The sequence below is a fragment of the Chitinibacter bivalviorum genome (assembly GCF_013403565.1).
Taxonomy (GTDB): domain Bacteria; phylum Pseudomonadota; class Gammaproteobacteria; order Burkholderiales; family Chitinibacteraceae; genus Chitinibacter; species Chitinibacter bivalviorum.
This window is the reverse complement of the sequence record NZ_CP058627.1, coordinates 2,667,577-2,679,607: the sequence shown is the minus strand read 5'-3', so window position 1 is coordinate 2,679,607 and position 12,031 is coordinate 2,667,577. Positions and strand designations below refer to the sequence as shown.

At 51.8% G+C, this 12,031-nt stretch carries 11 protein-coding genes and 1 tRNA gene; 7 read left to right on the top strand and 5 right to left on the bottom strand.

Going from position 1 to position 12,031, the window contains the following annotated elements:
* The first annotated feature begins 85 nt into the window (after positions 1-85).
* Positions 86-1,582 (top strand): IS21 family transposase, encoded by a 1,497-nt coding sequence (istA, locus tag HQ393_RS12710; protein WP_179354847.1) that lies wholly within the window; start codon positions 86-88, stop codon positions 1,580-1,582.
* Complete coding sequence (istB, locus tag HQ393_RS12705) at positions 1,579-2,376, top strand: IS21-like element helper ATPase IstB (RefSeq protein ID WP_281361464.1); 798 nt, start codon at positions 1,579-1,581, stop codon at positions 2,374-2,376. Before istA ends, istB begins: the two co-directional genes overlap by 4 nt.
* A 116-nt stretch (positions 2,377-2,492) precedes the next feature.
* On the opposite strand, the gene HQ393_RS12700 is transcribed toward istB, so the two are convergent.
* Entirely contained in the window at positions 2,493-2,990 is a 498-nt protein-coding gene (locus HQ393_RS12700; RefSeq protein WP_179355530.1) for a hypothetical protein, read from the bottom strand.
* Positions 2,991-3,242: 252 nt separating this feature from the next.
* Positions 3,243-3,318 (bottom strand) — tRNA-Phe (locus HQ393_RS12695).
* Between the two features lie 215 nt (positions 3,319-3,533).
* Here HQ393_RS12695 and HQ393_RS12690 point away from each other — a divergent pair.
* The 5 genes from HQ393_RS12690 (at position 3,534) to HQ393_RS12670 (ending at position 9,411) form a co-directional block, all read left to right on the top strand.
* On the top strand, positions 3,534-4,556 hold the full coding sequence (locus HQ393_RS12690) for a class I SAM-dependent methyltransferase (protein WP_179355529.1): 1,023 nt from the start codon (positions 3,534-3,536) through the stop codon (positions 4,554-4,556).
* 172 nt (positions 4,557-4,728) lie between these two features.
* Complete coding sequence (locus tag HQ393_RS12685) at positions 4,729-4,878, top strand: hypothetical protein (protein WP_179355528.1); 150 nt, start codon at positions 4,729-4,731, stop codon at positions 4,876-4,878.
* A 204-nt stretch (positions 4,879-5,082) separates the two neighbouring features.
* Positions 5,083-5,712 (top strand): hypothetical protein, encoded by a 630-nt coding sequence (locus tag HQ393_RS17935; protein ID WP_218871158.1) that lies wholly within the window; start codon positions 5,083-5,085, stop codon positions 5,710-5,712.
* A 163-nt stretch (positions 5,713-5,875) separates the two neighbouring features.
* The gene (gene aceK / locus HQ393_RS12675; protein WP_179355527.1) at positions 5,876-7,615 is read left to right on the top strand and encodes a bifunctional isocitrate dehydrogenase kinase/phosphatase; all 1,740 of its coding nucleotides are present in this window, start codon (positions 5,876-5,878) and stop codon (positions 7,613-7,615) included.
* A 137-nt stretch (positions 7,616-7,752) separates the two neighbouring features.
* Positions 7,753-9,411 (top strand): LTA synthase family protein, encoded by a 1,659-nt coding sequence (locus HQ393_RS12670; RefSeq protein ID WP_179355526.1) that lies wholly within the window; start codon positions 7,753-7,755, stop codon positions 9,409-9,411.
* Here the strand turns inward: HQ393_RS12670 and HQ393_RS12665 are convergent.
* Genes HQ393_RS12665 through HQ393_RS12655 form a run of 3 tightly spaced genes read right to left on the bottom strand, consistent with a single transcriptional unit; the run spans position 9,401 to position 11,900 of the window.
* Positions 9,401-10,330, bottom strand: coding sequence for a Dyp-type peroxidase (locus tag HQ393_RS12665; RefSeq protein WP_179355525.1), 930 nt, complete (start codon positions 10,328-10,330; stop codon positions 9,401-9,403). The genes HQ393_RS12670 and HQ393_RS12665 overlap by 11 nt on opposite strands.
* Complete coding sequence (locus HQ393_RS12660; RefSeq protein ID WP_179355524.1) at positions 10,327-10,929, bottom strand: YqiA/YcfP family alpha/beta fold hydrolase; 603 nt, start codon at positions 10,927-10,929, stop codon at positions 10,327-10,329. The genes HQ393_RS12665 and HQ393_RS12660 overlap by 4 nt, the downstream gene beginning before the upstream one ends.
* Entirely contained in the window at positions 10,926-11,900 is a 975-nt protein-coding gene (locus tag HQ393_RS12655) for a quinone oxidoreductase family protein (protein ID WP_179355523.1), read from the bottom strand. The genes HQ393_RS12660 and HQ393_RS12655 overlap by 4 nt, the downstream gene beginning before the upstream one ends.
* Positions 11,901-12,031 lie beyond the last annotated feature (131 nt).

Genomic DNA, 12,031 nt, shown 5'->3' with positions numbered 1-12,031 from the left:
AAACTGCGGTTTTGCGCAGTGAATTTTGACCAGGGTAACTAATCTCCAAGCTCATTCATCGAGCAAGGATTTTGAGGTGATTACCATGGCCACATTTGCTAAAGTTCGCCGCATGTATTTTCGCGACCAACTCTCGATCAGCGAGATTGCACGGCGCACCAGCTTAACGCGCAATACCATCAAGAAATGGCTACGTACCGACTCAGCTACCGAGCCGCGCTATCGACGCAAGTCTAGCCAAACCAAGCTGTCTCCCTTTATTCCTCAACTCGTTAAAGCATTACAAACCGATCTACATCGCCCCAAACGAGACCGGCGTACTGCCAAGGTATTGTTCCAGGAGCTAGTGACTGCGGGCTTTGGCGGCGATTACTCCCGAGTCACTGCGTTTATTCGTCACTGGCGCACGCAAACGATGGGGCATCACTTGAAGTCTGCATTTGTGCCACTGCGCTTTGCCTTGGGCGAGGCATTTCAGTTCGATTGGAGCGAAGAGCATGCATTCATTGGTGGTATTCATCGCAAAGTCTTGCTGGCCCACATGAAGCTGTGCGCGAGTCGCGCTTTTGCATTGATGGCGTATCCTAGCCAAAGCCATGAAATGCTGTTTGATGCGCATACTCGCGCCTTTCAGATGTTAGGGGGCGTGCCGCTGCGAGGGATTTACGACAACATGAAGACGGCAGTCGACAAGGTGCTGCCCGGCAAGGAACGCATCATCAACGCCCGCTTTCATGCGATGACTGCCCATTATCTGTTTGATACTGAGTTTTGCAATGTCGCCTCCGGCTGGGAGAAAGGTATTGTCGAGAAGAATGTACAAGACCGGCGCCGACACATCTGGCAAGCCGCATTGGCGCTCAAATTCGCGAGCTTTGACGAGCTCAATGCTTGGCTTGAGCAACAATGTCAGTTGGCTTGGCAGCAATTGCGTCACCCAGAGTATCCTGAGCTCACATTAGCCGAATTACGCCAAGATGAGCAGCTTCACATGATGCCATTTCCAGGTGCATTTGATGGTTACACCGAAGTCTTGGCGCGGGTATCAAGTACGTGTCTGATTACCTTCCAGCGCAATCGCTATTCAGTACCGTGTCATTGGGCCAATCAAATGGTGAGTGTGCGGCTATATCCCAGCCGTCTGGTTATCTATGCCGACCAGCAAGTGATCGCAGAGCATGTACGCAGCTTTGAGCGCAGTCAGACGTTTTATCACTGGCAACACTATCTTCCTTTGCTCGAGCAAAAGCCTGGCGCGTTGCGCAACGGAGCTCCGTTCAATGAAATGCCCGCAGATTTGCGGCAACTACAACAGCGCTTATTGCGCCATAAAGGCGGAGATCGCATCATGGCCAAGGTCTTGGGTTGTGTACCCAAATACGGCTTAGAAACCGTTCAGGTCGCCGTCGCGTTGATGCTTGAAACGGGCAAAGTCAGTGCTGAGCATGTCCTGAATGTGCTGGCCAGACTGCATGAAGCACCTCGGCCAGATGCCCTTGAAGTGGCATTGGCGCTGAATGAGCCACCACTGGCAGATAGCCAGCGCTACGATCAATTGCATCAAGGGTTGGGGGTGTCATGATGAAGTTGGATATTCAAGCCGAACTGAAGCGGCTCAAGCTGCATGGTATGGCCGCCACTTACGCTGAGCTGCAGCAAGCCAGCAGCAGTGGCACGATGGACATCCTCGATGCCAACCTCACGCAACTGATCGATGCGGAACATGCCGACCGACACGTACGCTCCATCAGCTATCAGATGCATTCGGCTCGTTTCCCGCATCATCGGGATCTCGCGGGCTTTGATTTTAGCCAGTCGAAAGTCGATGAACGTTTGATTCGTGTGTTGGCACAGGGTGAATACGTTCAGGCGGCACACAATATCGTCATGATTGGTGGTACAGGAACCGGTAAAACCCACCTCGCCACTGCGCTGGGTGTTCATGGCATCCAGCAACATAGTTTGCGGGTTCGTTTCTATTCCACGTTGGAATTGGTCAGCCGATTAGAGCAAGAGAAAAGCAAAGGCAAGTTGGCCTATAGCTTAATGCATATGGATGTGGTCATTCTGGATGAGCTGGGCTATTTGCCATTCTCACAAGCGGGTGGCGCATTGCTGTTTCATTTGCTGAGTAAGCTGTACGAGCGCACCAGTGTGATTATCACGACGAATCTGACCTTTGCAGAATGGCCCACGGTCTTTGGCGACGCCAAACTCACCACGGCTTTACTCGATCGACTGACCCATCATTGCCACATTATTGAAACGGGGAATGAATCGTGGCGATTTAAGCAAAGCAGTGCGAATGCAAAATTGAAGATTCAAGAGCGAGAAAGACAAAAAGAACAGTTGCCCGAACGTGGGGAGATGTTCTGAAGAAGTAGTAAAAAGCAGCAAAAGCCGATAGGCTAAAGAGGGTCGTACACGAGGGTGTACGGCAAAAATGCCTGGTCAAAATTCAACGCGCACAGCTGGTCAATATTCAGTGCGCCTCAACACTGCTGGATATGATGCGAGGTTACATCCGACATATTCATGCTAGCGAGCGCTGCCCGCTGTCGTTGACTCGCTGAGGATTGCTCCTCCAGCTTGGCACGATGTGTTTTAAGGCTATTGGGAATAACGCGCTCAGTCTTGCCGACAAAGCTGACTTTCCAATAAATGGTTGAGCCAGCAGCGGCGTCCAGCTTTTCAAGTTGAATCGTGGGCAGCCCGAGCGGACGCAGATAACGATTAATGCGGTTGGCGTCTTTGTCTGCGCCTTTCAAACTCGGCAGTCTTTCCTTCGCGTACTGCATGAAGGCGCGACCTAAGCTAGTGCAAAATGGCCCAGAGCCAGAAGGCTGTGCCGACTGCGCTGAGGCCTGCCGGATTTCAGCTTGAGCCTGATTAGCTGCGGCTTCGGTTGAAAAGCCGGTACGGTAAATATCTTGGCCTTTGACGCGTAAACGAAACGACCAGGTTTTACCCTCACGATAGGCTTTAGCCATGGGGCACCTCCGCATCAGAGCAGAGGGCTGCAACAGAGAAGGAAAGCATGCACAACTCCAAATTTAGGTGGAGTTGCGTATAGGGTAGAGCTGACTCGACAATGCGTTAAAAGCATGGGTCATGAAAATATTTCATGAATTGACCGCTTTCAAGCGCATTGAACCGCAGTGGTCACCAAGGGCGACTGACAGAAAAACGTCAGAAAAAGCAAAAAGCCGCATCCGAGGATGCGGCTAAGTGCTTGTATTCGTTGGTGGCCAATCGCGGAATCGAACCACGGACACGCGGATTTTCAATCCGCTGCTCTACCAACTGAGCTAATTGGCCAGTGACATTGTTGCTTGGTCACAAGGGTTGCTATTAAAGCCGACTCGAGTCGCCCCGTCAAGCGATTTCTCCGTTGTATCCGTTAAAATGTTGCTTTTTCTTGCTGCTTGCGAGTGGGCTGATGTCTGGGGTCGAAATGATTTCATAGGGTATTGCCATGAATGTTTTAATCCGTATGGATTCTATTGCTATACCCTTGGTTATTGTGGCGAATTATGCGACTTGTCGCTCACGACATGGCCAGCAGGCCAATTTCAGGTAAAAATAGCTTATTGAACTGGTGGATGTGTATGGTGGCGAGCTCTTCTGCGGCAAAAACCTGGCAATGGTTGCAAAGTAATCCAACTTTTACCGAGTTGGCGCAAGCTCATCCACAAGAATGGCTGACGGTGCGTGATGAGCTGGCCGCGGTCTTTGCTCGCCGCGATGCGGCGGAGCTCAAGGCGTTGGTCAGCAAAGCTGCGCAAAGGATGGAGCCCGATGCCAAATTTCTCAGTGGAGAGCGCGATGGTCGCGCATTCGAGCTATTTGTTCATCATCAGATACGGCAGCGATTAACCGAGCAGGCGCTGCGGCAATATGCGTTTTCAGCGGCAACAGGCGTGAAGTCGGGCAAAGTGCGATTTAATTTGTTGAACGGGCTGCTGGCGCAAAAACTACTGTTTGAAAAAGACCTGATCCGTAAACCCGTCTCGATGCGCGCCTTCAGATTGATCTGGCCGCTGTTGTGGCAAAAGCGCTTGCTGATGCCCTTGGTCGAGAAACGTGGCATTTGGTGCTTTTATAGTCGGGAGTTGATTGCTGGATTGGCGCAATTGATCGGTCATCGCCGTACTGTAGAAATTGCCGCCGGAGATGGCACGCTGAGCCGTTTTCTCGCGGAGCAAGGTGTGGACATCACCGCGACCGACGACTATAGCTGGGAAAAAGTCGTGAAGTATCCTGAGTCTGTGCAGCGACTTGATGCGATAAGTGCGCTGAGCCGTTTTCAGCCCAAGGTGGTGATTTGTAGTTGGCCGCCGTCGGCCAATCATTTTGAGCGGCAAATTTTCCGCCAGCGCGAAGTAGAAACCTATATTGTCATCGGCAGCCATTCTCGTTTTATTACCGGTAATTGGGCGGATTACGAAGCTCAAACTTTTTTTGCTTGGCAAGAGCATGCTGAATTGAGCCAACTCATCTTACCGCCAGAGTTAAAAGCCGGGGTTTGGGTATTTCAACGGAAAGTGTCACCCTAGTCGTCGCAGGGCAGGCGAAGCGGGCCGCGTTTTGCTCTCCGGGACGGGGTGTGACAAAGGTATGGCAAGGGCTTGGTAATATTTCCAAGCCGTAGCGCGTACTATTTCCCTAATCAATTTCATCTTTCGCAAGCACAATCAAACGACATAATGTGTTGGCTTGAGGTGTGCGATGAATGAAGAGATCTTATTGTTTGTAAACCAAAAAATCGAAGCGGGTAAGACGCTCGCGCAAGCCGTTGTGGATGCGGGTTTGCAGTTTGAGTTGAGCTCAACTTTGGTTTATCTGTCGATTATTCAGGCCGAACGTCGCCGTATGTAATGGTGGCATTTGCCCTGCCTAATGATTGGCTGATGTTGATGGCGATGGGGAGATACGGGACGGTTTGAGGCTGTATTAGCCTTATTTTGGATTTAATTTCAGCTTTGTTGCAAATGACATAAAACTTAAACACATCAAATGGCTAAATAGGCGCAGAATGCGTGTATAAACTATTTATACCGTTTAACTTGTTTGGAGTTGTTTATGCCTACGCCGACCAAATCCGCGCTGCAAAATGTAGTTGAGTCTGTCGCTCAAGCCAACGATACCGCCGCTGCTAAAACTGCTGCCAGCAACGCTGCCAAGCCTGCAGCAGCTAAAGCGGTGAAACCAGCCACTCCACAGTCTGCAGTAAAAGCCGCCACCAAACCTGCCGCAGCCACACAGCCCAAACCCGCCGCCGCTAAAGCCGCAAGCCGTCCAGTCGCAAAAGCCCCAGCGAGCAAAGCACTGCCCAAGCCGGTTGCTGCCAAAGCGCCTGCCGCGCCTGCGGTCGCCAAGCCAGTCGCCAAAACACTAGCAAAAGTCGATGCCCCAGCGGCATCTCCGGCGGTAGAGAAAAAAGTTGCAGCGCTTAAAGTGGAAAAACCAGTTCGCACTAAAAAGACACCGAAAAAAGCCAAATTGGTTCGCGATAGCTTCACTTTCCCCGAAAGCGATTACGCGCTGATCGCGGCCACCAAGCAACGCGTGATTGCGGCTGGCGTGGAAGTGAAAAAAAGTGAATTGATCCGTGCGGGACTATTGGCTTTGTCGGCCATGGATGACGTCAAATTACTGGCCTTGGTCAATAGCTTGGAAAAAATCAAAACGGGCCGCCCAAGCAAGAAATAAATCGATGCATCAGTAATGAAATGATAGGCGCTCGCTAGAGCGCCTTTTTTTTGCCCCTTCGATTGCAGTTATTCGCGACACAATGGCAAAAAACCGCAGTGCATTGCAGCAAAAATTGGCGCGCCGCCTAAACTGAAAGCTGGGATTTTTCGGCGAGCCAATCATGAATGCACCACTGCTACCAAATGAAGTCGATCTGGGTAATGCCATTGCGCAGGCTTTGCTCGATGGATTTAATCATCACTATCAGTTATTTCGTGAAGCAGGTCGCGCTGCACAGGCTAATTTTGAAGCCGGCGATATTCATGCGCAGCAAAATTTGGTGCGGGATCGGATCGCTTTTTATGATTTGCGTGTACTCGAATGCGTGCAGCGGCTAAAGCAGGAATTTAACGCCGAATCACTCCCCGATTCGGTATGGCAACGCGTAAAGCAGCAATATATCGCACTGCTGATTAATCACCAGCAAATGGAGCTGGCCGAGACGTTTTTTAATTCGGTGTGTTGCCGGATTTTGCATCGCACCTATTTCCATAATGATTTTATCTTCTATCGCCCTGCGGTTTCGACCGAATACATCGAGGCCGATGGCCCGGCGTTTCGTACCTATTACCCCAATGAAAAAGGCTTGGCGGCGACGGTGGAGCAGATCATTGCCGACTTTGGTTTTACTTTGCCATTTGCCAATCTGCCGCGCGACGTGCGCCGGATATTGCTGGCTTTGCGCCGGCATATGGGCAAGCCTGCCAAAACGAAGTTCAATAGCTATATTCAGGTGCTCACGTCGCCGTTTTATCGCAATAAAGCCGCCTACCTGATCGGGCAGGCGACCTATGGGCGCAAGAAAATTCCATTTACCTTGCCGATCTGTCGCTCAGAGGATGGCATGCTGTACGTCGATGCCGCGCTGTTCAAAGCCGTGCATATTCGCCACCTTTTTTCTCTGTCGCGCGCCTACTTTCTGGTCGATATGGCCGTGCCATCGGCGTATGTGCAGTTCTTGCACGATATGCTGCCCAATAAATCGCGAGCCGAGCTGTATACGATGCTGGGTTTGGGTAAGCAGGGCAAAACGATGTTTTATCGCGAGCTGTTTCATCATTTGCGCCATTCCAGTGACCAATTTGTGTTTGCGCCGGGTACCAAGGGGATGGTGATGAGCGTGTTTACGCTGCCGTCTTTTCCCTATGTTTTCAAAATCATCAAAGACGTATTTGCGCCGCCGAAAGAAGTCGATCACGCGACGGTACGCGCCAAATATTTGCTGGTGAAACAGCATGATCGGGTCGGTCGGATGGCCGATTCGTTGGAATTTTCTGATGTGGCGCTACCCAAGGCGCGCTTTGCTGAGGATGTACTGCAAGAGCTGCGCACCTTGGCGCCGTCGGCGATCGAGGAAGATGGCGATACGATTGTGATTCGTCACCTGTTTATCGAATGCCGGATGAAGCCGCTGAATTTGTATATCCAAAATCGGCACGATGATGAAATTGAAGATGTGATCCGTGATTACGGCAATGCGCTGCGTGAGCTCGCCATTGCCAATATTTTTCCCGGCGATATGCTGTTCAAAAATTTCGGTGTAACCCACGCTGGGCGCGTGGTGTTTTACGATTATGACGAAATTGAATACATGACCGACTGTGATTTCCGCCGGATTCCGCCGCCGCCATCGCCCGAATTTGAAATGAGCGGTGAGACCTGGTTTAGCGGCAATAAAAACGAAGTCTATCCCGAGGAATTTGGCGATTTTCTATTGGCGCGCGCAGATGTGAGGGCCGCCTTTACCAAATACCACGCCGACTTGCTGACACCTAAATTCTGGCAAGATTGCAAGGCGCGGATTAAGCAAGGCATCGTGGAGGATTTTTACCCGTATCCGCAGCAACTTCGTTTCAAATAAGGATTTGAAGAATATACCCGTCTGGGTATGTGGAAACCCAGAATCTGGTGGTAACCAGCCATCGGTTTTGGTTTTATGTCGCTGCACGAGATTCACAAATACTTCATAATTGCGTTTTGCTTTGAGTTTTACCGCTTGTGAAGTTTGCTAAGTCTTTGTTCGTACGTTGGTTTCCCGTTTTTGGCGTCGTGCTGTTACTGATTGCCGGGCGCGAATGGGTCGATGGGCGCTGGGATTTACCACGTCTTGGTTTTTCGGCATTGCTGTTCTTTTTCTTTGCGATGTTTCTCAATCGCTGGGCGGCCGTCTGGGCGGCCTTGAGCCTGGAAGCGCTGCTCTACAATATTAGCTATGTGAAATTCAAAGCCACGGGCGAGCCGCTGCTGGGGCGTGATTTGCTCGAAGTCGGGCAGGGTATGGCGCTGACTGGCTATATCGACTGGGATATTATTGGATTTGCGTTGGGTACTGTGGCAGCCATTGTCTGCGGCCTCTGGTTTCGCCCCAAGTTTAATCCCAAACGCATTGCGCCCGGGCTGCTGTTGTGTGGTGTAGTCGGCGTACAATTTGATAGCAGTGGTCAATTTACCGCGCAATCTCAAGCCTTGATTAGCAAGTCATTTAGTACCAGCTATGTGTTCTACAATTTCCGTGAAAACGTTCGCCAGAATGGCATTTTAGGGCACCTGATTCTCAGCGGTGAAACCATGCATGTGCCCAAAAGCGGCGAGCATGATTTTTATGCCGAACAGCTCCCTGCGCCCGTCGTGGCCAAAGACCCTGATATTGTCGTTGTGATGTGCGAGTCGTGCTACACCAGTGCGGACGACAAACTGGAAACGGGGATGAATCAGCTGAAACAAGCGGGCTTCGTCGCCACGCGTACGGTGAGCCCAGTCTACGGTGGCGGTACGGCCGATGCCGAATTTGAGGCTTTAACTGGGCTCTCCTCGCTGGCTTTGCCTGGCATTGATTTTCAGAATTTCTCATCACGTTATGATGAGCATAGCGCCACGCTGGTGAGCGAACTCAAACAAGCAGGCTATGTCACGACGGGGATGCATAATTATTTTGGCAAGTTTTATCGCCGTGCCGAGGTGTATCCCAAATTTGGTTTTGATCACACGCGCTTTGTTGAGCAGATGGTTTGGGATAAATCGACGGGTTGGCCCAAAGATAGTGCTATGTATGATGTCGCATTGGCGCAATATCGCGCAGCGCCAAAACAGCAAAAGCAATTTATGTTCTTGGTGACGGTTTCAACGCATGGCCCATTTGTGGCCGATGAGCAAAACGCCACTGGCTTGGCGCAGTATCGTCAGCGTATGGATAAGGCGATGAATGATTTGCTGGCCTTTAATCAGCAACTCGACGCTGCGGCCAAGTCACGAGGCCGCGAGGTGATTGTGGTGGTGTTTGGTGATCATAAACCGGCGCTCAATGAAGAGTTTGTCAGTACCGGCGTGTTGCCCGCCAATCTATTTCAAAAAGACCATAAAGGCGCGTTGGAATTCAAAAATCATCTGACGGGCGAGCAGCAAAGAATGCGTGGTGACGTACCGCTATTTGTGCGCGCCAGCCATGCAGTGGCGGCTGAGCAAGTCGCTAGCAATGTGGCACAAAAACCGCTGTTTTGTTTGCCGGCAGCGCTGTCGCGTCAAACGAAAGCGACGAGCCCGTTTTTTAACGCGGTAGCTGCACGCTGTGAGCGCAACGAGGATTTCTATACCACCGGCTTGTGGTGGCGCAATATCTTCCCCGAGGCGCTCTACGCTGAGCGTTTATTTAGCTCTTAGCCAGACCTTGCAGGGCTTCGACGCTCGGCACAAAAAACGCGGCACCAGTGACTGCGCGACTAAAATTTAGCAAATGATCGACTCGGCCATCGGCGGTCGGGGCGATCATGCGGGCGAGCATGCGCTCGAAGATATCAGGCGTTTTGCAGTACGACGTGAAATACAGCCCCTTATCGCCGCTGGGTGAGCCATAAGGCAAAGACTGGCGCAAAATTTGCAGCTCTTGGCCTTCATCCTCGATCACCACGCGGCTAATGTGGGCCGTGAGTGGTTTGTCTTCATCGGATAATTCTTCATCGCTCTCTTTGGTGCGCCCAATCACCGCTTCCTGCTGTTTGACGGGCAGTTTATTCCAGCTCTCCATGCGGTGCACATAACGCTGAATATGCAAATAGCTGCCGCCAGCCCATTTGGGGTCTTCATCGCCGACCAATGCTGCGGCCGCGCGTTCATCATCGACTGGGTTTTCGGTACCATCTACAAAGCCCGTTAGATCGCGTTTATCGCGGTAACGGAAACCATGCACGGTTTCGATCGCGTCAAACCACTCCCCCATTTCCTGAGTAAATTGATCGGCCAATTCAAACAGCACATCAAAGCGATCCGCGCGTAAATGCAAAATCAGATCACATTGGGTGGATGGCGCGGGATGAATCGCTCCGCTAATGCGCGGAAAGGCGCGCAATTTGGCGGGTTTTTCGGGGCCGAATATTTCTGGCCACACATCAGGGCCGATGCCGAGCGATGCATAAAAATGCGCATCGGCATTGGCGGCAGCGATCTTGCTAACGCGCGCAGGCCACTGCGCTAATAAATTTTTGCAAGCCTGATCGGCGCGGCGACCGAGGCGGCGGCGAAACAGCATAAATAGGCCGTTGCTAGATGCTTCAGGCAGGATGCCACTTTGCGGTGTGGTCATTTTAGGTTCTCGACATCAATTTCGTTTTCAAAAGGAGTATTCGCAAAAGCCCAGATTTGCGGCAACCATTGGGCAAAGCCAATAAAACTATGGTCGCCACCAGACTCTATGGTTTGCAGGCATCCTTGGTAATAGCCTACGGCGGCTTGATAATCCAATACTTCATCACCAGTCTGTGATAAAAGCCAATACCGCTGCAGTCTGCTAGGCTTACGCTCAAACTGACGAAGATTATCGGCAAAAGATGCGTCGATGTGATGAATTTCGCCGGTTTGGTAATTTTGCTGTGGGCCAAGATACTGATTAATCAGTGCATAGGGTTGAACTGCTGGGTTAATCAACACGGCGCGACCCCCAAATTCCTCGACAGCCCAGGTCGCAAAAAATCCCCCCAAAGAGCTACCCACGACGCAAAAATCGCCCTTGAGCGGGGCAATTAATTCGCGAAGTAGCTCGATCGCTGCAATCGGGTGCATCGGGATTTGTGGGCAGATTAACTGCGAGGCCAGGCCCTGTTCAGTCATCCAGGCGATTGTTTCCTGCGCCTTTTGCGATAAAGGACTGGAGAGAAAGCCGTGAAGATAAACCAGCGTGGTCATGGCATCAGTACCGTTGCCCCAGTGGTCTGGCGGGCGGCCAGATCGCGGTGGGCTTGCGCTGCATCTTGCAGCGCATAACGCTGGCCGATGTCGGGCTTGACCAAACCTGCGGCCAGCGCCGCAAAATAATCTTCCGCTGTCGCAAGTAATGCGGCGCGGGTGCTGGTGTAGTGTCCCAAAGTGGGGCGGGTGACGTAGAGCGAGCCTTTTTGCGCCAAAATCCCTAAATTAAAGCTCGATACTGGCCCTGATGCATTGCCAAAGCTCGCCATCAGCCCGCGTGGCGCAAGGCAATCGAGCGAAGGTAGAAAGGTGTCAGCTCCGACACCGTCGTACACCACGGGTACGCCCAGCCCTTGGGTCAGGTCGCGCACGGCAGCAACCCAATCATCGCTGGAGTAATCGAGCACCCAATCGCACCATTGCGCTGCGAGCGCTTGTTTCTTGCTCGATCCGACGGTGCCGATGACTTTGACGCCCAAGCTTTGTGCCCATTGGCACAGGATTTGCCCGACCCCTCCTGCTGCGGCATGCACCAAAATCGTTTGCCCCGCTTGCACGGCAAAGGTCTGCTTCAATAAATACTGCGCAGTCATGCCGCGCAATAAAGTGGCGGCGGCTAAATCATCGGGTATGCCATCAGGAACAATAACCAGCTTGCTCTCTGGCATGATACGGTGGGTGGTATATGCACCGACCGCACCGCCGGCATACGCGACGCGATCACCGATTTTCAGCTCGCTCACCTCAGGGCCTACGGCCTCGACGATGCCGCAGGCTTCCATGCCCAAGCTACTCGGTAGGGTGAGTGGATACAGCCCAGAGCGATGATAAGTATCGATGAAATTCACCCCAATGGCGGATTGCCTGAGCCGCACTTCGCCAGCGCCGGGCTCATTGAGCGTGGTTGGGCGCCATTGCATCTGTTGTTCGTCACCGTGTTGTTCGATCAGGATATGAAATGCGGTCATCGCGGAGCCTGTGTGTGAAGTGCAGATTTGAGAATAGACTTTTTTGCGGCCCAAGTGCGTTTTACGCTGGCCGATGCCAACTAATACCATCGGGAAAATCCCAAATTCGGCGATTTTTTAGAGTTATGTCA